The sequence below is a fragment of the Mesorhizobium sp. B2-4-13 genome, from assembly GCF_006658535.1.
Taxonomy (GTDB): Bacteria; Pseudomonadota; Alphaproteobacteria; order Rhizobiales; family Rhizobiaceae; genus Mesorhizobium; species Mesorhizobium australicum.
On record NZ_VFVB01000011.1, the window covers coordinates 110,271 to 132,598 of the forward strand.

General features: G+C 61.8%; 24 protein-coding genes and 1 pseudogene. 15 read left to right on the top strand and 10 right to left on the bottom strand.

What is annotated here, in order from left to right:
• Positions 1–236 precede the first annotated feature (236 nt).
• The 3 genes from FJ936_RS25460 to FJ936_RS25470 all read right to left on the bottom strand — a co-directional run bounded on the left by FJ936_RS25460 (position 237) and on the right by FJ936_RS25470 (position 4,016).
• Positions 237–1,238, bottom strand: coding sequence for a glycosyltransferase family 2 protein (locus FJ936_RS25460; RefSeq protein ID WP_210241783.1), 1,002 nt, complete (start codon positions 1,236–1,238; stop codon positions 237–239).
• 44 nt (positions 1,239–1,282) lie between these two features.
• Positions 1,283–2,209: a lysylphosphatidylglycerol synthase domain-containing protein gene (locus FJ936_RS25465; protein ID WP_041163480.1), complete on the bottom strand. Its 927-nt coding sequence runs from the start codon at positions 2,207–2,209 to the stop codon at positions 1,283–1,285.
• A 181-nt stretch (positions 2,210–2,390) separates the two neighbouring features.
• On the bottom strand, positions 2,391–4,016 hold the full coding sequence (locus tag FJ936_RS25470) for a glycosyltransferase family 39 protein (protein WP_041163479.1): 1,626 nt from the start codon (positions 4,014–4,016) through the stop codon (positions 2,391–2,393).
• Positions 4,017–4,208: 192 nt separating this feature from the next.
• Here FJ936_RS25470 and FJ936_RS25475 point away from each other — a divergent pair, with 192 nt between their 5' ends.
• Entirely contained in the window at positions 4,209–4,835 is a 627-nt protein-coding gene (locus FJ936_RS25475; protein WP_167331129.1) for a DUF995 domain-containing protein, read from the top strand.
• A gap of 870 nt (positions 4,836–5,705) precedes the next feature.
• Here FJ936_RS25475 and galE read toward each other — a convergent pair.
• Entirely contained in the window at positions 5,706–6,737 is a 1,032-nt protein-coding gene (gene galE, locus FJ936_RS25485; protein ID WP_141907132.1) for a UDP-glucose 4-epimerase GalE, read from the bottom strand.
• Positions 6,734–7,780 (bottom strand): UDP-glucuronic acid decarboxylase family protein, encoded by a 1,047-nt coding sequence (locus tag FJ936_RS25490; protein WP_140717917.1) that lies wholly within the window; start codon positions 7,778–7,780, stop codon positions 6,734–6,736. Before FJ936_RS25490 ends, galE begins: the two co-directional genes overlap by 4 nt.
• Positions 7,781–8,143: 363 nt before the next feature.
• Between FJ936_RS25490 and FJ936_RS25495 the strand changes: the two genes are divergently transcribed.
• A complete protein-coding gene (locus FJ936_RS25495) occupies positions 8,144–8,428 on the top strand; it encodes a hypothetical protein (RefSeq protein ID WP_140790602.1) in 285 nt (94 codons plus the stop codon).
• A gap of 493 nt (positions 8,429–8,921) precedes the next feature.
• Here the strand turns inward: FJ936_RS25495 and FJ936_RS25500 are convergent, their stop codons facing one another.
• Complete coding sequence (locus FJ936_RS25500) at positions 8,922–9,392, bottom strand: carboxymuconolactone decarboxylase family protein (protein ID WP_140717915.1); 471 nt, start codon at positions 9,390–9,392, stop codon at positions 8,922–8,924.
• An 85-nt stretch (positions 9,393–9,477) separates the two neighbouring features.
• On the opposite strand from FJ936_RS25500, the gene FJ936_RS25505 reads away from it, so the two are divergent.
• From FJ936_RS25505 to FJ936_RS25520, 4 genes and pseudogenes are all read left to right on the top strand, one after another.
• Positions 9,478–10,155: a TetR/AcrR family transcriptional regulator C-terminal domain-containing protein gene (locus tag FJ936_RS25505; protein WP_140717913.1), complete on the top strand. Its 678-nt coding sequence runs from the start codon at positions 9,478–9,480 to the stop codon at positions 10,153–10,155.
• A gap of 19 nt (positions 10,156–10,174) precedes the next feature.
• Positions 10,175–10,775 (top strand): annotated as a pseudogene (locus FJ936_RS25510) (hypothetical protein).
• A complete protein-coding gene (locus FJ936_RS25515) occupies positions 10,772–11,638 on the top strand; it encodes a 23S rRNA (adenine(2030)-N(6))-methyltransferase RlmJ (RefSeq protein WP_140790600.1) in 867 nt (288 codons plus the stop codon). The pseudogene FJ936_RS25510 and the gene FJ936_RS25515 overlap by 4 nt, the downstream one beginning before the upstream one ends.
• Positions 11,639–11,823: 185 nt before the next feature.
• Positions 11,824–12,276, top strand: a complete 453-nt coding sequence (locus FJ936_RS25520) for a hypothetical protein (RefSeq protein ID WP_015318477.1) — start codon at positions 11,824–11,826, stop codon at positions 12,274–12,276.
• Positions 12,277–12,517: 241 nt separating this feature from the next.
• Here FJ936_RS25520 and FJ936_RS25530 read toward each other — a convergent pair whose 3' ends face one another.
• Positions 12,518–12,829, bottom strand: coding sequence for a transcriptional regulator (locus tag FJ936_RS25530; protein ID WP_140717903.1), 312 nt, complete (start codon positions 12,827–12,829; stop codon positions 12,518–12,520).
• 634 nt (positions 12,830–13,463) lie between these two features.
• On the opposite strand from FJ936_RS25530, the gene FJ936_RS25535 reads away from it, so the two are divergent.
• Entirely contained in the window at positions 13,464–13,841 is a 378-nt protein-coding gene (locus tag FJ936_RS25535; protein ID WP_181171290.1) for a hypothetical protein, read from the top strand.
• Positions 13,842–14,273: 432 nt separating this feature from the next.
• Positions 14,274–14,870: a glutathione S-transferase family protein gene (locus tag FJ936_RS25540; protein ID WP_140790594.1), complete on the top strand. Its 597-nt coding sequence runs from the start codon at positions 14,274–14,276 to the stop codon at positions 14,868–14,870.
• Between the two features lie 61 nt (positions 14,871–14,931).
• Here the strand turns inward: FJ936_RS25540 and FJ936_RS25545 are convergent, their stop codons facing one another.
• Positions 14,932–15,588: an outer membrane protein gene (locus tag FJ936_RS25545; protein ID WP_140717897.1), complete on the bottom strand. Its 657-nt coding sequence runs from the start codon at positions 15,586–15,588 to the stop codon at positions 14,932–14,934.
• A 412-nt stretch (positions 15,589–16,000) separates the two neighbouring features.
• On the opposite strand from FJ936_RS25545, the gene FJ936_RS25550 reads away from it, so the two are divergent.
• The 6 genes from FJ936_RS25550 to FJ936_RS25575 all read left to right on the top strand — a co-directional run bounded on the left by FJ936_RS25550 (position 16,001) and on the right by FJ936_RS25575 (position 20,479).
• Complete coding sequence (locus FJ936_RS25550) at positions 16,001–16,765, top strand: SDR family oxidoreductase (protein ID WP_140790592.1); 765 nt, start codon at positions 16,001–16,003, stop codon at positions 16,763–16,765.
• Positions 16,762–18,846, top strand: a complete 2,085-nt coding sequence (gene uvrC, locus FJ936_RS25555) for an excinuclease ABC subunit UvrC (RefSeq protein ID WP_140790590.1) — start codon at positions 16,762–16,764, stop codon at positions 18,844–18,846. The genes FJ936_RS25550 and uvrC overlap by 4 nt, the downstream gene beginning before the upstream one ends.
• A 99-nt stretch (positions 18,847–18,945) precedes the next feature.
• A complete protein-coding gene (gene pgsA / locus FJ936_RS25560; RefSeq protein WP_015318470.1) occupies positions 18,946–19,542 on the top strand; it encodes a CDP-diacylglycerol--glycerol-3-phosphate 3-phosphatidyltransferase in 597 nt (198 codons plus the stop codon).
• A gap of 1 nt (position 19,543) precedes the next feature.
• Positions 19,544–19,801, top strand: coding sequence for a molybdopterin converting factor subunit 1 (gene moaD / locus FJ936_RS25565; protein WP_140664705.1), 258 nt, complete (start codon positions 19,544–19,546; stop codon positions 19,799–19,801).
• A gap of 5 nt (positions 19,802–19,806) precedes the next feature.
• Complete coding sequence (locus FJ936_RS25570) at positions 19,807–20,289, top strand: molybdenum cofactor biosynthesis protein MoaE (RefSeq protein WP_140617200.1); 483 nt, start codon at positions 19,807–19,809, stop codon at positions 20,287–20,289.
• 4 nt (positions 20,290–20,293) lie between these two features.
• A complete protein-coding gene (locus FJ936_RS25575; protein WP_140790588.1) occupies positions 20,294–20,479 on the top strand; it encodes an alpha/beta hydrolase in 186 nt (61 codons plus the stop codon).
• Between the two features lie 63 nt (positions 20,480–20,542).
• On the opposite strand, the gene ndk is transcribed toward FJ936_RS25575, so the two are convergent.
• Positions 20,543–20,965, bottom strand: a complete 423-nt coding sequence (ndk, locus tag FJ936_RS25580) for a nucleoside-diphosphate kinase (RefSeq protein WP_140790586.1) — start codon at positions 20,963–20,965, stop codon at positions 20,543–20,545.
• A gap of 258 nt (positions 20,966–21,223) precedes the next feature.
• Between ndk and FJ936_RS25585 the strand changes: the two genes are divergently transcribed.
• Positions 21,224–21,496 carry a DUF2934 domain-containing protein gene (locus FJ936_RS25585; RefSeq protein WP_140790585.1) on the top strand — a complete coding sequence of 91 codons (273 nt, stop codon included), beginning with the start codon at positions 21,224–21,226 and terminating at the stop codon, positions 21,494–21,496.
• A 91-nt stretch (positions 21,497–21,587) separates the two neighbouring features.
• Here FJ936_RS25585 and FJ936_RS25590 read toward each other — a convergent pair whose 3' ends face one another.
• A complete protein-coding gene (locus tag FJ936_RS25590; protein WP_140617196.1) occupies positions 21,588–22,280 on the bottom strand; it encodes a glutathione S-transferase family protein in 693 nt (230 codons plus the stop codon).
• Positions 22,281–22,328: the final 48 nt, after the last annotated feature.

Genomic DNA, 22,328 nt, shown 5'->3' on the forward strand with positions numbered 1-22,328 from the left:
CGGAAGTGTGCTCGGTTCCGGGACAACGACATGCAGATCAGAAGCTTAAAGCAGGTCGGGCGAATCCTATTCGCCGCGACATGTGTAAGTGGCGGTGCCTGACCGAGGGCTGCCGCCGAGGTCTTCGCTGGGGGCGCGAGTCGAGGGCGAGAGGTGGGCGCAGGGTTGCGCCTTATCTCTTGCCCTTCGACCGCCACGGGCTCGTGGCCATGAATATCCCTGGCGTTCCGATCTCCTCATGAAGGCCGGCTCGGGCGGAGCCAGCCGTCATCGTCGCCGGGCGCCGGCCGTGGCCGCGCGACATAGGCCGATGATCCGTTTGCCTCGTGATAGACGCGGGCCAGCATTTCCGCCAGCACGCCCGACGTCACCATCTGCACTCCGGCGATCAGCAGAAAGAAGCCAGTGAACAGCATCGGCCGTGTTCCGATGTCTTGCGCGAAAAACAGCTTCAGGCAAAGCAGATAGGCAAGTATCAGCGAACCTAGCGCGCCAAGCGCGATGCCGATGCCACCGAAGAAATGTCCGGGCCGTGTGCGATAGCGCATGAAGAAATACATGAACACCAGATCGAGCACGACCCTGAAGGTGCGCGAAATGCCGTATTTGGACTGGCCGTGGATGCGGGCATGATGCGTCACAACCTCCTGCGCGATGCGTCTGGGGGTCGTCACGGTAGCCAGCCATGCCGGGATGAAGCGGTGCATCTCGCCATAGAGCTTGACGCTGCGGATGACGCTGCCGCGATAGACCTTGAGGCTGCAGCCATAGTCCTTGAGGCGCACGCCGGTGACGCGTGCAATCAGCGCATTGGCGATACGCGAAGGGAGCCTGCGCATCAAAAGCCCCTCCTGACGGTCCTTGCGCCAGCCGACCACCAAGTCGAGATCCTCGCTCAGCAGGCGGTAGACCATGCGCGGGATGTCGAAGGGATCATTTTGCAGGTCGCCGTCGATCGTGGCGATGACATCGCCGCGCGCCGCGTCGATGCCGGCCTGCATCGCGGCGGTCTGCTTGTAATTGCGCACGAGTTCGACCGCATGCACATGCGGGCCATAATGCGCAGCCAGGCGCCTGATCTCGCTCACCGTCGCGTCGGTGCTGCCGTCATCGACCAGCACGACCTCCCACGGCTGCTCGTAGCGCTCCATCGCCTGGTGAATCCGCGTCAGCAGCGGCTCGACGTTTTCGGCTTCGTTGTACATGGGCACGACGATGGACAGCGTATGGTCCGGCATCACCGCGCCATCAGGCAGCCCCGAAGCAGGGATGGGCAATATGTTCATTGGGATGGCTTCCTTGCAGGTCCGACGGCCGGAGTCCCTGGCAGCGTCGATTTCGAGGGAAACAGCCAGGCTATCGCGCCGGTGGCGATAGCCGAGCAGAAGATGAACAGGTGCAGCGCCAGTGCCGCCTGCAGACCGCTCTTCATCGCAATTCCGGATGTGAGCAGCGCCGCCGCCGCTCCCGCTTCATAAGTGCCGAAGCCGGCGACGCCTTGCACCGGCAATATTGCGGCGCCTTCGGCCCCGACGACGCCTGGAAAGGCCGTCGTGAAGGATGTTCCCAGTATCAGGGCCAGCAGCCATCCCTGCACGGCGAGCTTCAGCGACCAGTTGGCGATCGTCCACCACCAGCCGTAACGCGAGCGCCCGGTCGCCTCGGTGAAGGTGTCGCGCAGCAGGCCGAGCTTCGCCACGATCCTGCCGCGCCCGGCCCAGTCATGCGGCGCGCGCGCCCAGCGCGGCAGGTACCAGGCGGCAGCGATCAAGGCGGCGATTCCAGCGATCCTTATCGCCGCATGCAGGCCCGGCCACACCGCCAGCGCCAGCACGCCGACGACGAAAGCGTCCTGCAGCCTGAACCACAGCAGCGAGGCGCTGGCGCGCATGATCGGCACGCCGAAGACCTGGCGCAGGAGCAAGGGAAAGGCCGTCTCGCCGCCCCGGAAGGGTACGACGTTGATCATCGCATTGTGGATCAGAATGACGCGCAGGCAGGCTCCGAAACGGCCATTCACCTCGTCGCGGAACTCGTCGCAGACGCGTAGCGCACGCAAGACATAGGTGACGAAAAAGGCGATCGTCGCCACCGCGAACGTAGCTGGCGTGATGCGGTCGAAGGCATCGCCGACCATCCGCCAGCGCGAGTCGCTTGCCAGCCAAGCCAGCAGGGCCAGCGTCACCATTATCGAGATTGCTCTTTTCAACCAATTCTCCGCCGGTTTTCACCGCCCAGTTCCAGCGGCGGCATCGTGGCGACTGAACGTCCAAGGCGTCATCCTGGGGCGGTTCGCCTGGCCCACCGCCTTGCCGGCCTTCCGCGGGGCGGATGCGTGGCCGCTGAGCCGTCGGGCCATATCCTGTCAAGGCCCACAGCTGTCGCAGCTCTCATGGACGGGTGATCCTATAGACCAGCAAAGCATCCGAATCCACAAGCTTGGTTGCGGTCTTGTCCAGATAGTCGACGACCCCCCCATGATGCTCGATGAACAACTGGTCCTGATTGTCGGCAGCGTTCTTGGCCGTGCCGAACAGATCCGCGCCTTGACCGCGCAACTCCTCGAGCTGAGCGATCGCGGTGGCGTCGTCCGCGACGAATTTCGACCATTCGACATCGCCTCCGCCAGGCGGGAACACCCAGCCGCGTGCCCTGCTGTAGTAGACGGCGACGGGATCGCCGACCTCCGGCGCGATGGCCACGACGAGGTCGCCCGGTTGCGCCAACCGCGCCAACTCCTCGCCGAGCAGCTTGCCGTTCATCGCGACCGGCGCCTTCATTGTCCTCACGAGAGGAAAGGTCGACCACACGAGGGTCACGACAACGATACAGATCGAACGCAGCACGACCGGCGACAGAACGGTTCCCGATGCAAACGTTGCCAGAAGAAGCGCGCCGCGGCCGCAGAACATCGCGAACGGCACATGGAAAATGTGGTAATTCCAGGGGTTGCTGGTGATTTCGCGCGCCGCCGCCAGGTAGACGATCATGGCCGCACCCAGCCAAATATAGGGAATGGCCGAAAGGGTGCGCTGCGTCGGGTCTTCGGCGGGGCCGGGCGGTATCCAGAAACCGACCGCGATCAGCGCCATGAACGGATAGCCGTAGAACCACCAGACAGAGGTGTTCCACACGGATTTGAAGTAGAAGCCATCATTGACGAACGTCCACAATCCGGAGTTCCAGATGTAGCCGCTGCCTGCGACGTGATAGGGTGGATAGCTGCGGCCGAGATAGATGGCCCAGCTGAAATAGGCGCCGATGATGGCCAGGCTCAAAAATCCCCACAGGAAGACCTCGGTCGCCTGCCGTCGTTTCTTCTGCAGAATCCAGCGCACCATCAGGTAGAAGATGACGGCGCCCGCCGCCACGCCCGGCGGCTTTGCCAGCGCACCGAGCGTGAAGCTGACGGCGGCGAGCGGCAAAAGCCATCGGCTGCCGCCAGCCCAGTATTTGGCGAACAGCCAAACGCCTGTTGTTACCAGTGCCAGCATCGACGGATCGGGCAGGAACGAGCTGTCGATCATGATCGCCGCCGGCATCAGCGCGTAGGCGAGCGCCGCCGCATGGGCATGCGTTTGGCCCCAGCATAGCGCCGTCAACCTGTGCAGCGAAAACACCGTCACCAGACCGAAGAAGGCCGCAACCACGCGGCCAAACCAGTCGTGCCAGCCGAAGAGTTGGTAGAGCAGGGCGGTCAGATAGCTGACGATCTGGAACTCGCGGCCCTGATAACTCGGGCCGGGTCCGGTCCAACTCACCTCCGGGAAGAAGATGTTCCAGCTGCGCTGTTGAAAATTGTCGGCCATCATTGCCGTGCTTGTCTCGCGCCAGCTGAAAGCGTCGACCAGCGGCAAGGTTATGTTGTGGAACCTGAACACGACCGCGATGAACAGGATCCCCAGCAAGATCGCCGTGTCGAGGTTCAGGTAATTGCGAGCAGCCGGGTCCCGAGCGATCGGCTGCTGCAGGTATTGCTGAACCTCGGCCTGATTCAATTCCGGATCGTCGCCCATTTGGAACCGCGTCCTCTCTGACGTCTGCGGATGTTGCTTTTGCGCGCGATTGTCAAAGGCGAGGGAGTATACGACGCAATCCTTAATTTTGGCGACAGCGGGCGCCGCGAAAGTTGACATCGCAGCTCCCGCGGCTGTTAAATAATTCGCAAAGGCTGTCGCGCCGATAGCGCTGCCCTGGGCCGCACAGACATGCCAACGCTGATTGTACCGATAGCTCCGACCAGGTCGCCGCCGCATGGCGTAGATCGTCTGCGGCGCAGGGAACGTCGTCGGTCCGCACGTTTCACGCTGCTCCTGTTTGTCCTGGCCCTCTGCGGCCAGGTGGCCCTCCCGGGAACGTCCCACGCGGCTGCCGCCAAGGACAGCGCACCTGCAAAAGCGGATAGCGCTATTGCTCCAATTGCCGCCACTGTTCCAACTGCCTATGAGCTGCAGCTTCTGTATGCCGATCGCACATGGATATGGGAAAATGGAGCGGCCTATTTCGCGAAGGGCAATCGGCGCCTTGAGGCCTGGACGTCGGGGCAGGATTCAGCGTCTGTCGCAGAGGGCAGGTGGCTGGTGACCAAAGACGGCAAGATGTGCATGGATGTCGCTTGGCGGTCCAACAGCTACAAGGGCAAACAGCGCCGCACCTGCTACAGCCACCGAATCAAGGATGGAACGATCGAGCAACGCAAGGATCCGGACGGAGAATGGTACAGTTTCAAACGAACTCCCGAAGGTCCTTCCGACGAATACCGAAAATTCGAATCTGGTGATACCAAGGCCGCGCGGTTCGAAGAGGCCCGCAAGTTGATCGACTCCAAGAACTGATGCATATGGCTCGGAAGTGTCCTCGGTTCCGGGACAACGACATGCACGAAATCAGAAGCTTACAGCAGGTCGGGCGAATCCTATTCGCCGCGGCAGGCGCCGTTCCTGGCTCCGTTGGCCCCTCCCGATACCACATCGGTGACGGCGTGTCCGGAGGGGCGGATTCAGGCAGGCCGCTTTTGCCAGGCCTGTGAAGAAGCTTGCGAATCGCTTATAAAACGCTGAGCAGTCCGGCTGGAATTGTCGGCGCACCGACCGCCGATTGGCGCAATCACTTCTCTCTGACAGACGACGAGACGATGGATCCAACACCATATGGTTTTCATGAAATTTAATAATTAGTGATGTCTAATATTTGTGTGTGATGTGCGAGTGGTCACTGAAACGGCGTGAAGCGGCGCAGGTGTCGCAACGCGCCCCAGCTTATACTCAAAGGCAAGGGACACATGGGGAACAATTCCGCAATGGGCGCTTCTCGCCTAAGCAAGAAAGCTCTCTCTATTGTTGTGGTGACGATGACCTCTCTGGTTGCAGGATGTCAGGGGATGGATACGACCAGAACCGGTTCCGTCCTCATTGCACCGGTCGCGCATCCGCTCCGGAGCAAGCCTTCAGTCCGACCGGTCCAGGCTGGATACATCGTGCGTTCGCTCAGGATCGAGCCTGAGGTGCTGATGACAAGGACTATCCGCACCACTGAAAGAACTTACGCTTTTGCTCCGCCACCGCCGATCGCGATCCGCACAACGGGACCCGTGAAGGTCGCTTTCAGTCCTGTCGATGAAGGTGAGTTGTTAGGAGGCTCGCCTTACATCTGCAGCCCCAGCGGATTTGGCCAACGCGCAAGCTGCCACCCGCGCTATCTCTGATCTATCGAGCAGCGACCGCTACCGCGCCGTCGCTTGGTGGCAGTATCACCGGTTTCGTCCGCAGCCCGAAGAATGGGGCGGCGGTCCTGACGATCGTGTCGATGTCGGAAAGCTGCGGCACAAAGCCAAGATGCGCGCGCGCCTTGCTCGGGTCGGCATAGAGTTCGGCCGGATCTCCCGGGCGCCGGGCCCTGAAGACGGCCGGAACAGGTCTTGACGTCATCCGGCTGACCGCCTGGACAATCTCCTTGATGGACACGCCTCGCCCGGTGCCGAGGTTGACCGCCAGGCTTTGTCCACCGCCCTCCAAATGTTGGAGAGCTTTCAAATGGGCGCGGGCCAGATCGCTGACGTGGATATAGTCGCGCACGCAAGTCCCGTCCGATGTCTCATAATCCGTGCCGAAGACCTCGACCTCGTCGATGATGCCTGACGCCGCCATCAGCACCCTGGGAACCAGATGCGTTTCCGGCGAATGCCACTCGCCGAGCTCCCCGTCGGGATCGGCCCCGCAGGCATTGAAGTAGCGCAGGATGGCGAACTTCATTCCGTATGCGTTGGCATAGTCGCTGATGATCTGTTCGCCTATCAGCTTGGTGCGCCCATACGGGCTGATCGGATTTTGCGGAGAGGTCTCACGAATAGGCAGCGCTTCCGGAACGCCGTAGGTGGCGCAGCTGCTGGAGAAGATGATGTTCTCAATCGAATGCGCGCGTGCGGCGTCGAGTACGGCGATGGTGCCCGTGACATTGGTGGAATAGTATTCGGCCGGCTGATCGACGGACTCTCCAACATAAGCGAGCGCCGCGAAATGGATGATGGATGCGGGCCGATAGGCTTCGATCGCCGCCCGCAATGCATCCCGGTCGCGGATATCGCCGACGACAAGCGGACCCCAGGCAACGGATTTCCGATTGCCGCGGGACATGTTGTCGAATGCCACCGGCAGATAACCGGCCGCGGCAAGCAGCTTGCACGTATGGCTGCTGATAAAGCCGGCTCCCCCTGTCACCAGGACTGCCGGCTGGCTCATGAAGCCGCGGCCCCTTTGGTAATCCGGCTCCCGTAGAGCAGGGCGTCGAAATAGTCGACGGTATGCGCGAGCCCTTGGGCCAGGCTGATCTTCGGCTCCCAGCCAAGATTGCTCCTGGCGAAGGAAATATCCGGCTTGCGTTGTCTGGGATCGTCGATCGGCAATGGCCGATGCACGATTTTCGATCTGGAGTTGGTATAGCTGACAACCAGTGTCGCGAGTTCCATGATGGTGAATTCGCCGGGATTGCCGAGGTTGACCGGATGGGCAGGCGCACTCGGCGCATTCATCAGCCGCATGAAGCCCTCGATCAGGTCGTCGGCGTAGCAGAAGGAGCGGGTCTGCAGGCCGCTGCCATAGACGGTCAGGTCTTCGCCACGCAACGCCTGGACGATGAAGTTCGAGACGACGCGCCCGTCATCGGGTTGCATGCGACGACCGTAGGTGTTGAAGATACGGGCTACGCGAATATCGAGGCCATACGTCCTCGAATAGTCGAAAAAAAGGGTTTCGGCCGAACGCTTGCCTTCATCATAGCAGGAGCGCGGTCCGTGCGTGTTCACATTGCCGAAATAGCTTTCGGGCTGCGGGTGCACGAACGGATCGCCGTAGACCTCGGAAGTCGAGGCCTGGAATATCTTGGCATTGTTCCGACGCGCGAGTTCCAACAGGTTCAGCGCGCCAAGCACACTGGTCTTGAAGGTATGGATCGGATCTGCCTGATAATGTGGCGGAGAAGCAGGGCAGGCTAGATTGTAGATCTCGTCGAACCGAAGGTCCAAAGGCAAAGCATCGACGATGTCGTGCTCCATGCAGCTGAATCTCGGATCGCGCAGCAGCGTATTGAGATTGTATCTTTTGCCGGTATGGAAATTGTCCAGTGCGACGACGTCGTATCCGTCCTGCAAAAGTCGTTCGCACAAATGCGATCCCAGGAAGCCCGCGCCTCCAGCGACCAGCGCACGGCCTCGGTTATGGTCGTTGCCGTTGCCCCTTTGATCGTTTCTGGAACCAAGTTTCAGAACCTTGATGACCTTACTCATGCTTTCCTCCACGCACCGCACACGCTACCGCCGGGCAGGGCAAAGCACTGCCCGGCCACGTCCTTAAACGCGGCAATCTCCGCATCCGCGGATCGCCATCACTGATGTGCGCTTGTCACTAGCTGAGTTACGAGGCCGCTGCCGCCCGGCTTGTATCTGCCGTTCAGCAGTCCATGCGCCCCAAGATCGCGATCACGCGCCCCATGCCATCATCGCCGATTGCTCGCCCAAATTGCACATCCCAACGCCCTGAAAATATACCTGTGGAAATTCAAGTCAACTAAATTAGAGATTTCTTAACCAATTGTGTTTGCCATTGGTTAATCATGGCCGACGCGTTCCCGGCGCGGGCGCGGATCGCCAATGGCGCGGTTCTTCATTTTGAATCAGCATATTGGCTCGATCCAAGCAGATTTCGCAGGCAGCCGCGATCTGTTCTCGGGTGCCATCAAAAGCCTGATGTCGAGGAATAGGGCGGAGTATCCTTGTGAGATCATTGGGGTGGGTCGCCCCTGGGCACTGTCTGAAATGAAGAGCGATTCAGAAGGCGTCAAATCTTCAGGTTGCAATGAGATTGCTGCCCAAATCCGCTGGGACTGCAGACATAAACGCCTGGCCGTGAATACTTTGCCAGTATCTCTCTGCTGACGGAATCCACGTCGCAACTGGCAGCGGCGCAGAGCAGACCAAGAGTCAAAATTAGAAGGCAAAATCGGCCCGCAGGAATGACTTTTAACGCCGATTTCTCTCTGTCGGGCCGCCCGTGTCCTCTGTGCATTCGAGGCCCTCATCCGCCAAGGTATGAGTCGACATCCCCTTCTCGCCTGCAGGCGCATCGAAGTCATAGTGGAATGCCGGCCATCTCGGCAATGGCATTTGAGGGCATAGGCTAGCTGCTGTCCATGGCGCGACCACGCATCCAGGTTGACCGCCGCACTGGCGCGCGGGCCGCAAAAATGGTCGAGATGGTCCGTTTCTCAGCGGGCCATCTCGTTCAGGCAACCACAAAACAGGGACGCCTGTTGTCGTGTGGCAGACCGCTCCTGACGCGGCGCGGTGCTCCAGCTTGGCTATGTTACTCCCGGCGGGACTGCCCGCCCGGCGGGCTTACTGCCCGCCCATTTCCTTCTTGCCGGCGGGCTTACTGCCCGCCCATTTCCTTCTTGAATGTGTCGAAATCGACCTGCATGCCGTTGAATATAGTGCTCCAGTGGCGCGTCAGCGCCGCCATCGCCACGGCTTCCTCGATCTCCTCGTTCGTGGCGCCGGCGCGCTTGGCGTCCTGCGTGTCCGACCAGATGCAGTAGGTGCAAGGAATCTGCGCCGCCACGGCCAAGGAGATCAACGACTTGACCTTGGGCGGCAGCGCCGTCTTGTCGCTGAGCTCGATGGCCTTGACCTCGGCCCAGGCACCGGGCAGACCGGTTTTGGGAAACTGTTTTACAAAGCTTGGTACGCCGCCCATGGTCGACTGTATGTCCTTGAGGGTTGCATCATAGTCGTCGGCATGGGCAGGCGCGGAGCCAAGCGACAGGATACAGGCCGCGGCGGCGGACAAGAACACATGCTGGGACGAAGACTGCACGGATTTGACGATGCGATGGTACGACATGGTTTTCTCCTCTGGTCTTTGTTAGCCTTACGATGTAAGGTGACGGCGAAAATGAACCTTACACTGTAAGTTGTCAAGCGGCGCCATGGATCAATCAATCACGAAACAGAGAGCGCGCGGGCGTCTGTCGCGCGAAATGATCGAGGACGCGGCTTTCGAGGTGATCGAGAGGGAGGGCCTTTCCGGCTTTTCGATGCGCAAGCTCGCCGCCGCGCTCGGCTGCGAGGCCATGAGCATCTATCATCACTTCCCCTCGGTGGCGCATCTGCACGAGGCGCTGATCGACCGGCTGATCGGCGCCCTTGAAGTGCCTGACACCAGCCTTCCCTGGCGGCAAAGAATGCGTGTTGCCGTCGACGATTTCCGCCGCATCGGCCGCGAGCATCCCGCCTATTCCACTTTCATTGTTACCTACCGGATGAATTCGCCGACTTGCCTTGCCTGGTTGAACGGCATTATCGGCTTGTTCAAGGATGGCGGCTTCGACGCGGAACTCAGTGCGCGGCTCTTCCGCGCCGTGGGCTATTATCTGATGGGCGCGGTGCTGGACGAGAACGCGGGCTATTCCAGAGGCCCGTCCGCGGTGAACACGGTCAGCGACGAGCAACTGGCCAGGGACTATCCAAACGTCGTGGAGGCCGGGCGCTTTTTTGGCGCCGCCGAATTCGACAAGACCTTCGAACTCGGCCTCGACATGCTGCTGGACGAAATGGAACGCCTGCGCGACGGCGCCGATATAAGCCGACCGTCCGGCAAGGTTTGATTGCAAGGTGACCGCCTGAATGCGCTTTCTCTTCGTCCTGATCCTGCTGGCCGGCACCGGCATCGGTCTCATCTATCCCTGGGCGACGGCCAATTTTTCCGGCCGCGAAATCGGCACCTGGCGGGTCTACGAGCAGGGCCGATTCAAGCCGTTGACCGTATCGCTTAGGGATCGCGATGCGCCGGTGCGGGTGCTGGTGGACCTGACCGCGAGGGCCGAACGCATCGTTTCGCAGCAGCGCACTGTGTTGACGCTGACCGCGGCCACCAATGGCCGCACGGTGCTTGCCTCGACGCTGCAGTTCAACCATGTGGACAATCCGCGCCAGGCCAGCCCGCAACTGCCCGACAAGATCTTTCGCGACGAGGCTGGCCTGATCGCCACCGTCAGCCCTGGCGCTTACGTCTTCACGGTCGGCCCGGGCGATGCCGATGCGAGCGGTCGACCTTGTCTTGCGCTCCGGTGTCGGGGAAATCGACGGCCGCGCGCGGCCGATAGGCTTCTCGCTGATGGCGGTCGGCCTGATCGGTTTCTTGCTGTCCTTGCGTTCTGCTGGCGGGCGACCGGAAAATCCGAATTCGCAGCCGCCGCCGCCACGTTGGGGCAGGGGTCCCACATGAACTATCGCCACGCCTACCACGCCGGCAATTTTGCCGATGTCGTCAAGCATGTCGTGCTGACGCGCCTGCTCGACTACCTGAAGCAGAAGGACAAGGCGTTTCGCGTCATCGACACCCATGCCGGCATTGGCCGCTACGATCTGTCGTCACTCGAAGCGCACAAGACAGGCGAGTGGCAGGGCGGCATCGGCAGGCTGATAGATGCCGCGTTCGATGCGAAGGCGGCGGCGCTGCTGGCGCCTTATCTGGCGGCGGTGCGCTCGCTCAATCCGGAGGGCGGCGTAAAGAAATATCCGGGCTCGCCGCTGCTCGCGCGCAATCTCCTGCGCAAGCAGGACCGGTTGTCGGCGATCGAACTGCACCCGAAAGACGCCGCCAGGCTGAAGATCGAGTTCGCCGGCGATTTTCAGACAAAGGTGATGGAACTGGACGGCTGGCTTGCGCTCGGAGCGCACCTGCCGCCGAAGGAAAAGCGCGGCCTGGTGCTCATCGATCCCCCCTTCGAGGAAGAGGGTGAGTTCGGCCGCCTCGTCGACGGGCTGGTGAAGGCGCACAGGCGCTGGCCCAGTGGCATCTACGCGCTGTGGTATCCGATCAAGGACCGCAAGGCGGTGATCGCCTTCAGGAAAGCGCTGAAGCAATCCGGCATCTCGAAAATCCTCGACATAGAATTCGAGATCAGGCCAGCCTCTTCCGATCCCAGCCTCGATGGCACCGGCATGGTGGTGGTCAATCCGCCCTTCACGCTGGAAGGCGAACTGCGAACCATGCTGCCGGCACTGCACAAATTGCTCGCCGTGGGCAAGCCGGCCCACTGGTCGCTGGAATGGCTGGCCGGCGAGCAGGTCCCGCCGCCGGGATAGCCAGTTTCGATCGCCGCGTTCCTTACGACCGCACGATCAGTCCTTGGGGAACTTAGCCGTTACCCGCGGGTTGCTGCTTACAGCAACTGCCCGGCGCCGGTTTCTGGAAACCATTGTTTCGGCAACCGCTTGACCGCCGCCGAGCGAATCCGCACAGTGCGCGCAATCGACCTTGAGAGGCTGCCATGACTCGCTTCGCCAAATCCGCACTTGCTGCCCTGATTTCGCTCTGCACGCCCCTTGCCGCGCCTCTCGGTGTCACCCGGGCGGTCCAGGCGGCCGACCTCGGCGTCTATACTGAGGACGATGGCAGCATCTGTGGCGAGACATGGGTGCTGAGCAAGATCACGCATCGGTTCTCCTACCAGGTGCATCACGTGCCCCATCTGCCCGACGTCGCCATCACCGATTTTCGCGACATTCGCCAGCATCGCTATCAGCAGGCGAGCGAGGAATGGCCGATCGGCCGTCATTATTGCCGGGCAACCGTCAGCCTGTCGGATGGCCGGGACCGGTCGATCTTCTATCTGATCGAGGAAGGCCAGGGCTTTGCCTCGATCGGCGACAATGTCGAGTTCTGCGTCTCGGGCTTCGATCGCTGGATGGTCTATAACGGCCGTTGCCGCGTCCTGCGCTGAACGCACCTCGTTCTCCTTCCGATCTTTTTCGCGCCTGCGGCCTGAAGAGGGCGCGGGCGAGACGCTGACGCCCCGGCGGATCGGCGCCTGCGCCGTCGTCGCGCTCGGCGCCATCTGTCTCGGCTATCAGCGGTGATCACAACGCGCTCCTTGTCGAAACACGCGGCAATTCCGCCGCCGTCGAACTGTCGACGGGCGGCTCGCCGTATCGTGAGGCGGTGAACCAAGGCTCGTCGCTTTGCTATTTTCTGCGACGCGTTGCCTCTGCCTGATCGATGATCTTGCGAAGAAAGGCAATGTGACCGCGAAAGGCCCGCCGCCCGGCCGTCGTGACCCTGATCCGTGTCTGCGGCCGGCGTCCGACGAAAAGCTTTTCAATATCGACATAGCCAGCTCTGGCCAGCGTATCGAGATGTGCTCCGAGATTGCCGTCGGTGACTTCGATCATGGCTTTCAACTGGACGAACTCCAGGGTCTCGCGCCTTTCCAACATGTTCAGGACTGCCATGATCCTGAGCCGTGTACTCTGGTGGATAATGTCATCGGCGCTCATCAACAGGCTCCAATGCGGCAAAGCCTTGGGTTGTCGCCATATGGCTTGGCGATTTTGCGGTGCCATTTGCTTCTGTATGGCCGAAACCGACGGCGCAATCGCATCTCATACAGAATACTCTGTTCTACAGAGTATTCTGTCAGTCGGAAAGCCGATGCTCAAGCCATGCTTGACAAGGTGATCTTCAGATCGACCGTCGCATCGCGCTCGTGATCCGCGCGAACCGCGCGCCTGCAAAAGATGATCGCTTCGATGACGCGGCGGGTTATGATGTTCACGGCCAAGGATCACGCGTGAAGCCGCTCGCTAATCTTCGGATCTTGATGGCGAGATCGCATCGGGAATGCCGGTATCGATTTGCTGGCGACGTCAGAAGATCAGCAGCGGATTTTTGCGATGATGAGTGTGATTGTGTGTGGATCGCAACTAAAATTTAAGTTGAGAAAATCATACCATTGCTTCGCTGGCTAGCGAGACGCGAGTCAGATATGCATTGCGCGCCGGGGTCATTCACGGCCATCGGCATAACGTGAAGGGGCATGACATGGCTAAGCAGTCATCTAAAGCGCCGGCATCCAAGGCACCGGCAAAGAAAGCACCCGCAAAAGCAGTCGCGGCGAAGGCCGCAACAGCAGTGAAGAAAGCAGCGCCTGCCAAGGCGGCGGCAAAGCCGGCAGCGAAGGCGCCGGCCAAGAAACCGGCGGCGGCCAAGACTGTCGCGAAGCCGGCAGTGAAGAAGGCGGCGCCCGCGAAAGCGGCGGCGAAAGCGGCGCCGGCCAAGAAGCCTGCTGCCAAGGCGACGGCCAAACCCACAGCCAAACCCGCTGCCAAGAAGGCGGCTCCCGCGAAAGCCGCGACGAGGCCGGCAGCAAAAGCGGCACCGGCCAAGAAGCCGGCGGCCAAGCCAGCTGCGAAAGCAGCCGCCGCCGCGACCAAGCCGGCGGTGAAGAAAGCCGCGGCGCCGAAGGCAAAGGCAGCGCCTGCGAAGGCGAAGGCTCCGGCCAAGAAGTAGACGGATCGTTGGCGTCGCGTGTCCTTCGGGATCCAGCAAGGACGCTCTGACGCTCTGGATCGGAGCATGTTCGGCAGCGGGTTCAGCCCTCTGGGCTGAGCATCGGGAAGGGGCCGAGGGGCAAGCAAAGCGAGGCGCCGGTTGGCTGCCTCGCTCGCCCAACTTTTTTGCTCCTTGCGGTGGTTGGCGAATGTATCGGCGTGACGCTTAGCGCCTGCGAAGCATGGGTGCCGGAAAAGTGTGGGCGCACGTTCGAATCGGGCGGCTTTTTGTCGTGGCCTGCTGATACTTTCCAGAGTACCGGTATCAGGCTTGTCGTGATGCCAGGGCGGAAACCGCAGCCGGTTTCTGGCCGCTGTTTTTTTGCACTCTGGCAATTGATCGCGACAGTCCTGCGGTCAACACTGGATGTTTGCAAACAGGAAACCGATCATGCCGAAGCTGCTCTACGCGTCCGCCTCTCCCTACAGCTCCAAGGTAAGGATGGCAGCGGCCTATGCCGGGATCGCCCTCGATGAGGTGCCGGTCAAGACCGAGGACAGGCCGGCCGAACTGATCGGCGCCAATCCGCTCGGCAAGATCCCGGTGCTGGTGCTCGACGATGGCCGTTCGGTTCACGACAGCCGCGCCATTACCCAGCACCTCAACCGGATTTCGAAGAACGCCTTGTTTCCACGCAATCCCGACAGGCGTCTGGAAGCGGAAGTGCTGGAGGCGCTGGCCGACGGTATCTGCGATTGCGCGCTGTCGATGGTCTACGAACGCCGCACCCGGCCTGAAGAGATGGTCTATCAGCCCTGGCTCGACCGGCAGTGGGCGAAGATCATGGCGGCACTCGATCTGCTCAACGCCAATCCGCCAAAGCTGCCGAAGAAGATCACGGCCGGTCAGTTGGCATTGCGTGCCTGCCTCGGCTATCTCTCGCTCCGCTTTGGCGGTCGGTGGGAGAAGGGGCGCGGCCGGTTGACCCGCTGGGCGGCGCGTTTCGACGAAAAATTCCCAGAGCTGAAGTCCGCGGTTCCGGCCTGAGCGACCGGCACAAAAAAAGCCGGGCGCGAGGCCCGGCTTTTCGTGTCGTGGCTTGAACGACTTAGAACTTCATACCGAGGCCGAAGGTGACGCGGTTGTCCGTCGCCTTGACCTTGCCGATACCGTCGAAGCTCTTGCTGCCGAAGTCGGTGTAGCGATACTCGACGCGGCCGAAGACATTGTCGGTCAGCTTGATGTCGGTGCCGACGCCAGCGGTCCAGCCGAGCATGGTTGCGGTGTCGCTGGCAGGAATGACCGAGTCTTCCACCTTCAGGCTTCTGCCGGCGAGACCGCCGGTGCCATAGAGCAGGATTTCCGGGGTCACGGCGTAGCCGAGACGGGCACGCAGCGAGCCTTCGATGCCGCCCTTGGAGTGGATGCCGTTGTCGTCACCCTTGACGCCGTTGTAGCCGAGTTCGGCTTCACCGCCGTACACGAAGTTCTCCTGCTGCCACTGATAGCCGCCGAAGACACTGCCGACAAAACCCTTGGTATCGGTCGAAACGCCGAAATCCTTTTCCTTGGTCTTGCCGCCGAAGCCGTAGCCAAGGTTGATACCGGCATAGGGACCGGCCCACGAGGCGACCGGAAGTTCGGCGACCGGAGCGGGTGCCGGCGGCTCTTCCGAAACGACGTCCGCGGCATAAGCGGTACCACCGAGGGCGAAGAGCCCGAGCGCAACAGCCAGCGGCCGTGCGAATTTGAGATTGGCTTGCATTGTTCTTTACTCCTTAAGCCACAGGACACAGGCTTGTTTCTCACGATCGCCATCGACCCGTCCGGGGGGTGAAACGGATCTGGCGTTCGTCGGTTCCAAATGTCGTGTCAAAATGCGGCTGAACCGAACCTGAACTTGGGTCATTCCCCGGCGCGAATGAGGCAGAACCTTGACGTTGCATCTTCGCAACAGCGAAATGTCAGCAGCAAGTTCGTGCTGCGCTGCACGCGGCTTGGTGCAAGGACTCCAGCGACCTATATTGCGGTCCGGCGGTTGCGAGTCCAAGAGGGCCCGGCACGTCGAACTGGGCACTTCGCCACAATGTTGCCCCAGGTGCGAACGCCGTTTAACGCATGCCGGGCCATATTTCGTCGGCGTCGCGTTTTCGGGCCGAAATTGAGGATTGACACATATGAGCAAAGCCACTGCCGTGGCGCTGGTGACCGGTGGGGCGAAACGGATCGGCAAGGCGATTGTCGAGGACCTTGCCAGCCATGGCTTTGCGGTCGCCATCCATTCCAATCGCTCGCACGATGCGGCGGATGCGCTGGCCGCGGGGATCAACCGGTCGGGCGGGCGCGCCGCCGTGGTTGCGGCCGACCTGACCGACATGGATGCCGTCGGCGACCTTGTCGGCCAGGCGGAGGCCGCGCTGGGCCCAATCTCGCTGCTGGTCAACAATGCTTCGCTCTTCGTCGATGATTCCGTCGAGGATTTCGACTGGCGCGCTTGGGACCGCCATTTTGCCATTCACCTGAAAACCCCGGCGCTGTTGGCGCAGAACTTCGCCCGTTCCTTGCCGGAAGGGCAGGACGGGCTGATCGTCAACATCATCGACCAGCGCGTCTGGCGGCCGACGCCGCGCTATTTTTCCTACGCGCTATCGAAATCGGCATTGTGGACGCAGACGCAGATGTTGGCCCAGGCGCTCGGGCCGCGCATCCGCGTCAATGCGATCGGGCCAGGCCCGACGCTGAAGAACGTGCGCCAGGACGATTCGGATTTTGACGCGCAGGTCGCTGGCCTCATTCTGAGGCGCGGCCCGGAATTGCCGGAATTCGGCGCCACCATCCGCTATCTCTGGCAGGCGCGCTCGGTCACCGGTCAGATGGTCGCGCTCGACGGCGGCCAGCATCTTGCATGGCAGACGCCCGATGTGACAGGCATGGCGGAATGAGTCCTTTGGATCACAAGAACAAGGCGCGCGGCGGCGCTGATGATCTTCCTCCCGAAATCGACCTCGAGGACGAGGCGCTGGAGGAGATCGTCGAACCGGTTGGCCCGGATGTCGCCTTCACGGCCATCGACTGGACGCCGCATGCAGGCGATGCCGAAGGCATGGTCGGCGCCGAGGTGATCCAGACGCTGGTCAAGCGGCTGCCCAATGCGCCCGGCGTCTACCGGATGATGAACGCCGCCGGCGACGTGCTCTACGTCGGCAAGGCGCGCAGCCTGAAGAAGCGTGTCACCAACTACGCGCAAGGCAGATTCCACACCAACCGCATCGGCCGCATGGTGCGCGAGACGTCGACGATGGAATTCGTCGTCACCCGCACCGAGATCGAGGCGCTGCTGCTCGAAGCCAATCTCATCAAGCGTTTGCGGCCGCGATTCAATGTGCTGATGCGGGACGACAAGTCGTTCCCGTATATCCTTTTGACCGGCGACCATGTCTCGCCCGGCATTTACAAGCATCGCGGCGCGCGGTCGCGCAAGGGCGACTATTTCGGCCCCTTTGCCTCGGCCGGTGCCGTCGGCCGCACCATCAATTCCCTGCAGCGCGCCTTCCTGCTCAGAAGCTGCACCAATTCTTTCTACGAGAACCGCACGCGGCCATGCCTGCTCTACCAGATCAAGCGCTGCGCGGGTCCGTGCACCGGCGAAATTTCGCATGAGGGTTATGCCGAGTTGGTCGCCGAAGCGAAGGACTTTTTGTCCGGCCGCAGCCAGAAGGTGAAGACCGAGATTTCGGCTGCCATGCAGCAGGCTTCGCAAGACCTCGATTTCGAGCGCGCCGCCATCTATCGCGATCGTCTGGCGGCCCTGTCGCACGTGCAGAGTCATCAGGGCATCAACCCGGCGACCGTCGACGAGGCCGATGTGTTCGCCATCCACCAGGAAGGCGGCCAGGTCTGCATCCAGGTGTTTTTCTTCCGCACCGGCCAGAACTGGGGCAACCGCGCCTATTTCCCGAAGGCCGATCCGGCGCTGGAGGGATCGGAAGTCCTGGGCTCGTTCCTGGCGCAATTCTATGACGACAAACCGACACCGCGTGCCATTCTCTTGTCGCAGACCGTCGAGGACCAGGAACTGCTGGCCGAGGCGCTCTCGACCCGCGCCGGCCGCAAGGTGGCGATTTCCGTGCCGCAGCGCGGCGAGAAGAAGGACCTGACCGACAACGCCCTGCAGAATGCGCGTGAGGCACTCGGCCGTCGCCTGGCCGAAACCTCGACGCAAGCGCGGTTGCTTGCCGGCTTTGCCGAGACCTTCGGCCTGGCCAAGCCGCCGGTGCGCATCGAGGTTTACGACAATTCGCACATCATGGGCACCAACGCGGTCGGCGCCATGGTCGTCGCGGGGCCGGAAGGCTTTGTGAAAAACCAGTACAGAAAATTCAACATCCGCTCGACCGAGATCACGCCAGGCGACGATTTCGGCATGATGCGCGAAGTGATGGAGCGGCGTTTTTCGCGGCTGCTCAAGGAGCATGGCGATGTCGCCGTGGCTGAGCATGCGGCAGCGGGCGAGGCGATGGCGGCCGAGGCGGGCGATGATATCGAGGACGACATTTCCGGCAGCTTCCCGGCATGGCCGGACGTCATCCTGATCGATGGCGGCCAGGGCCAGATGACGGCGGTGCGCAAGATCCTGTCGGATCTCGGCATCGAGGACCGGGTCGTCGCCATCGGCATCGCCAAGGGGCAGGACCGCGATGCCGGCCGCGAGCGTTTCTTCGTCAGGGGCAGGGACTCGTTTTCATTGCCGGTTCGCGACCCCGTGCTCTATTTCGTCCAGCGGCTGCGCGACGAGGTCCACCGCTTCGCCATCGGCTCGCACCGGGCCCGCCGCAAGAAGGAGATGGTCAAGAGCCCGCTCGATGAAATCGCCGGCATCGGCCCCGGCCGCAAGCGCGCCCTGCTGCTGGCATTCGGAACCGCCAAGGCGGTCAGCCGCGCCGCGATCGAGGATCTGAGAAAAGTCGATGGCATTTCCGAGCAGGTCGCCAAATTGGTCTACAATCATTTCCACGAAAGTTGAAAAAATTCGCACATTTTCAGCTGGCCAGTCGAATCTGGCCTGTTGACCCCCTACAACAGCTTCTGATTTGAGTACGCAGGCAGAAAGAGTCCACCAGACATGGCCCAGCGCGCGTTCAACCTGCCTAATATGCTGACCTACGCCCGTATCGTCGCGGTGCCGCTGGTCGTGTTGTGTTTTTTTCTCGAAGGCCATCTGAAATCGAGCGACTTCGCTCGCTGGTCGGCGCTGGTCATTTTCCTGCTGGCTTCCGTTACCGATTATTTCGATGGCTATTTTGCGCGTGCCTGGCAGCAGACCTCCAACATCGGCAAGATGCTCGATCCGATCGCCGACAAGCTGCTGGTCGCCACGTGCCTCTTGCTGCTTGCGGCCGACACCGACCGCCATGCCGGCATCGCCGGCTGGTCGCTGTGGGCGGCCATCATCATCCTGTGCCGCGAAATCCTGGTTTCTGGCCTGCGCGAATATCTGGCGGCACTCAAGGTCTCGGTGCCGGTGACGCAGCTCGCCAAGTGGAAGACCACCATTCAGATGGTCGCCATCGCTTTCCTGCTGGCGGGGCCGGCCGGCGACAAGGTCTTCCCACTGACAACGCAGACCGGTCTCGTGCTGCTATGGATCGCGGCCCTCGTGACGCTCTACACCGGCTACGACTATTTCCGCGCCGGCCTCAAGCACATCATGGACGAGTGAGATGACAACCCGTCTCATCTACTTTGCCTGGGTTCGCGAACGGATCGGCATGCCGGAAGAAGATGTCGAACTGCCGGCCGGCATAGAGACGGTCGCCGACCTCTTGCGCTGGCTGCGGTCGCGCGGCGAAGGCTACGAACACGCATTGCAGTATCCCGACGTGATCCGCGTTGCCATCGACCAAGAACATGTCGACCACCGCGAGAAGATATCGGGCGCGCGCGAAATCGCGCTGTTCCCGCCGATGACCGGGGGCTGACAGTCATGTCGGCCGTCCTGGTAGCGACCGTGCGCATTCAGCGCCAGGATTTCGACGTCGCCGCCGAGATCGCCGCACTGACGCAAGGCCGCGTCGACATTGGCGCGGTGGTCACCTTCTCAGGCCTGTGCCGCGACGAGCAGGGCGCGCTCTCGGCACTCGAACTCGAGCACTATCCGGGCATGGCTGAAGCCGAGATCGGCCGCATCGCAACCGAAGCCAGCGAGCGCTGGCCGCTGCAAGGCCTCACCGTCATCCATCGCCATGGCAAGATCGCGCCGGGAGAGAACATCGTGCTGGTGGTAGCCGCTTCGGCGCACCGCCAGGCGGCGTTCGAGGCGGCGGACTTCCTCATGGACTATCTCAAGTCGCGTGCACCCTTCTGGAAGAAGGAACATCGCACCGACGGCTCCGAGGGCGGCTGGGTCGAGGCCAAGGAAACCGATGCCCAGGCAGCCCAGCGCTGGAAGCGGCCGCCATCCGAATAATACCGTGCCGACCTTGCTCGTCCATGGCAACCGCGACCGCTCGGCGCCCATCGAGCTGACGGGCATTCCGTCCGCCAGGCTCATTCCGGACTGCCGTTTCCTCGTTTACGAGGGCGCGCCGCATGGCCTCATGTACACCCATATGGATCGGCTGCATGCCGATGTGCTGCGATTCGTGCGCGAGAGTTGAGCGCCAGCAAAGAAAAAGGCCGGCGAAACACCGGCCTTCTCGCCTGGAACGTGCAGTGTCGGCTCAGCCGACGATCTCGGTATCCGAGAACCAGTACTTGATCTCCTGCGCGGCCGTTTCCGGCGCATCCGAGCCGTGCACCGAATTCTCACCGATCGAGAGCGCATGCACCTTGCGGATGGTGTCTTCGGCAGCGTTGGCCGGATTGGTGGCGCCCATCACTTCGCGGTTCCTGGCGATGGCGTTCTCACCTTCCAGCACCTGCACGATGGTCGGGCCCGAGGACATGGAGTCCACCAGCTCGCCGAAGAACGGGCGGTCCTTGTGGACGGCGTAGAAGCCCTCCGCCTCGCGGCGGCTCATCCACACCCGGCGCGAGGCGATAACGCGCAGGCCGGCCTCTTCCAGCATCCTGGTGATCGCGCCAGTGAGATTGCGCCGCGTTGCGTCCGGCTTGATCATGGAAAAAGTGCGTTCGAGCGCCATGGGTCGTCCTTGTCTGAATTCGAATTGAGAGTGGCGGGCTCTATACAAGCCGCCCGGCTGATTGCCAAGAGGGCTGAGGAGAGGGGTGAGGCGTGGTCCGCCAAGCGAACGCCCGGAGCGACAGCTCAGGGCCGGAATGGTCGGTGCTTCCGTGACTGATCCCGTCGGCCGTCGGCATCAGACGGCTGCACAGCAACGGTTTGCTTGCTATAGTCGCCCGGTCGGCGCCGCGCTGAAGTCGGCCCGAATGGAGACAACATGACCATGACAGACGATCGTCAGGAGCGCATTCGCAACCGTGCACATCAGATCTGGCAGGAAGAAGGGCACCCGGCCGGTCAGCACGAACGCCATTGGCATCAGGCGGCAGCCGACGTCGACCGGGAGGATGCGGGGAAGCCGACGGTGGGCAAGAAGCCGGCCAAGAAGGCACCTGACGCCAGCAAGGCAAAAGCCGCGCCCAAGCAAGAAAAGCTCGTCGCCAAAGCCAGCAAGCCGAAAGCCAGCAAGCCAAAGAAGGCGGCGAAGTAAGGCGGCGAAGTAAGGTCAGCTGTTCGGCCCCTGATTTTCGCAACAGGCTGACAGGCTCGATCTGCCCTGCGGATAGAAGGCCTTTGCGGCGTCACGCCGCCGCCGCAACCTTTCGTCCAAGCCCGCCATGCAGGTCGAGGCAGCGGGTGAACCACTGCGCCACCACGTCGCTGTCTTCGAGCAACTTGTACGGCGATGCGATGCGCGCCCATTGCAATGCGCCGAAGACGATATAGTCGGCAAATAGCGGCGAGGCGCCGCCGATGAATGGCTGGTAGCTCAACATGGAGCGCAGCGGTTCCAGTGCCGCCCGGAAGGTTGCCAGGCCGGCGTCGCGTGCGGCGACGACGTCCTCCAGCCGCTTGCCGAAGCGCTGCTCCCGGCTCTGGCGGAAATACGAGCCATTCTGTTCGTCTTGCATGGCATGAAGGTCGACGAGCGCCGCCGTGGTGACGTAAGGGTGGATGGTCGATTGCGACCAGCGCTCGATGAAGCGCGCCATCGTCTTGCCGCCTTCGCCGCCAAACAGGCTAGGCCGATCCGGATAGGCCTCTTCGAGATAGAGCGCGATGGCAAAGGAATCGGTGACGACCTTGTCGCCGTCGCGGATCACCGGAACGGTTTTCGAAACGCCGCCCTCAACGGCGGGCACTTCGAGAAAACGCGTCGGCGCGGTCGACATTTCGAGCCCCTTGTGGGCCAGCGCCATTGTTGCCTTCCAGCAATGTGGACTGAACGGGCGGCCCTCGTCACGCCCGACGAGTTCGTAAAGCAGAATGGTCATTGGCGCGGGTTCCTTTGCGGTCTAGGTATCGCTCCCGACACCCGAAAC

Excerpts from the sequence above, each read along its gene's own strand:
- moaD (WP_140664705.1), top strand. The coding sequence starts at position 19,544 with ATGACAACCCGTCTCATCTACTTTGCCTGGGTTCGCGAACGGATCGGC.
- FJ936_RS25570 (WP_140617200.1), top strand. The coding sequence starts at position 19,807 with ATGTCGGCCGTCCTGGTAGCGACCGTGCGCATTCAGCGCCAGGATTTC.
- FJ936_RS25590 (WP_140617196.1), bottom strand. The coding sequence starts at position 22,280 with ATGACCATTCTGCTTTACGAACTCGTCGGGCGTGACGAGGGCCGCCCG.
- galE (WP_141907132.1), bottom strand. The coding sequence starts at position 6,737 with ATGAGCCAGCCGGCAGTCCTGGTGACAGGGGGAGCCGGCTTTATCAGC.
- FJ936_RS25470 (WP_041163479.1), bottom strand. The coding sequence starts at position 4,016 with ATGGGCGACGATCCGGAATTGAATCAGGCCGAGGTTCAGCAATACCTG.
- uvrC (WP_140790590.1), top strand. The coding sequence starts at position 16,762 with ATGAGTCCTTTGGATCACAAGAACAAGGCGCGCGGCGGCGCTGATGAT.
- FJ936_RS25475 (WP_167331129.1), top strand. The coding sequence starts at position 4,209 with ATGCCAACGCTGATTGTACCGATAGCTCCGACCAGGTCGCCGCCGCAT.
- FJ936_RS25550 (WP_140790592.1), top strand. The coding sequence starts at position 16,001 with ATGAGCAAAGCCACTGCCGTGGCGCTGGTGACCGGTGGGGCGAAACGG.
- FJ936_RS25585 (WP_140790585.1), top strand. The coding sequence starts at position 21,224 with ATGACCATGACAGACGATCGTCAGGAGCGCATTCGCAACCGTGCACAT.
- FJ936_RS25530 (WP_140717903.1), bottom strand. The coding sequence starts at position 12,829 with ATGAGCGCCGATGACATTATCCACCAGAGTACACGGCTCAGGATCATG.
- FJ936_RS25520 (WP_015318477.1), top strand. The coding sequence starts at position 11,824 with ATGACTCGCTTCGCCAAATCCGCACTTGCTGCCCTGATTTCGCTCTGC.
- FJ936_RS25460 (WP_210241783.1), bottom strand. The coding sequence starts at position 1,238 with ATGCCGGACCATACGCTGTCCATCGTCGTGCCCATGTACAACGAAGCC.
- FJ936_RS25500 (WP_140717915.1), bottom strand. The coding sequence starts at position 9,392 with ATGTCGTACCATCGCATCGTCAAATCCGTGCAGTCTTCGTCCCAGCAT.
- ndk (WP_140790586.1), bottom strand. The coding sequence starts at position 20,965 with ATGGCGCTCGAACGCACTTTTTCCATGATCAAGCCGGACGCAACGCGG.
- FJ936_RS25495 (WP_140790602.1), top strand. The coding sequence starts at position 8,144 with ATGGCGCGGTTCTTCATTTTGAATCAGCATATTGGCTCGATCCAAGCA.
- FJ936_RS25540 (WP_140790594.1), top strand. The coding sequence starts at position 14,274 with ATGCCGAAGCTGCTCTACGCGTCCGCCTCTCCCTACAGCTCCAAGGTA.
- FJ936_RS25490 (WP_140717917.1), bottom strand. The coding sequence starts at position 7,780 with ATGAGTAAGGTCATCAAGGTTCTGAAACTTGGTTCCAGAAACGATCAA.
- pgsA (WP_015318470.1), top strand. The coding sequence starts at position 18,946 with ATGGCCCAGCGCGCGTTCAACCTGCCTAATATGCTGACCTACGCCCGT.
- FJ936_RS25515 (WP_140790600.1), top strand. The coding sequence starts at position 10,772 with ATGAACTATCGCCACGCCTACCACGCCGGCAATTTTGCCGATGTCGTC.
- FJ936_RS25505 (WP_140717913.1), top strand. The coding sequence starts at position 9,478 with ATGGATCAATCAATCACGAAACAGAGAGCGCGCGGGCGTCTGTCGCGC.
- FJ936_RS25545 (WP_140717897.1), bottom strand. The coding sequence starts at position 15,588 with ATGCAAGCCAATCTCAAATTCGCACGGCCGCTGGCTGTTGCGCTCGGG.